This window comes from Paenibacillus sp. BJ-4, assembly GCF_020404765.1.
Classification (GTDB): Bacteria; Bacillota; Bacilli; order Paenibacillales; family Paenibacillaceae; genus Paenibacillus.
This window is the reverse complement of sequence record NZ_JAIVEM010000021.1, coordinates 1-211: the sequence shown is the minus strand read 5'-3', so window position 1 is coordinate 211 and position 211 is coordinate 1. Positions and strand designations below refer to the sequence as shown.

The following is a 211-nucleotide window of genomic DNA, read 5'->3' as shown; positions in this document are numbered from 1 at the left end:
TTCACGTGCCCCGCACTACTCGGGATCCGTCTCGGAGGGAACAGGTTTTGAACTACAGGGCTTTTACCTTCTCTGGCGGGCCTTTCCAGACCTCTTCATCTAACCAGTTCCTTTGTAACTCCATGTGAGACGTCCCACAACCCCAAGGAGCAAGCTCCTTGGTTTGGGCTAATCCGCGTTCGCTCGCCGCTACTGACGGAATCACTATTGT

At 54.0% G+C, this 211-nt stretch carries 1 rRNA gene; it reads right to left on the bottom strand.

What is annotated here, in order from left to right:
• Positions 1 to 211, bottom strand: a 23S ribosomal RNA gene (locus tag LCF57_RS04565); the annotation flags it as partial.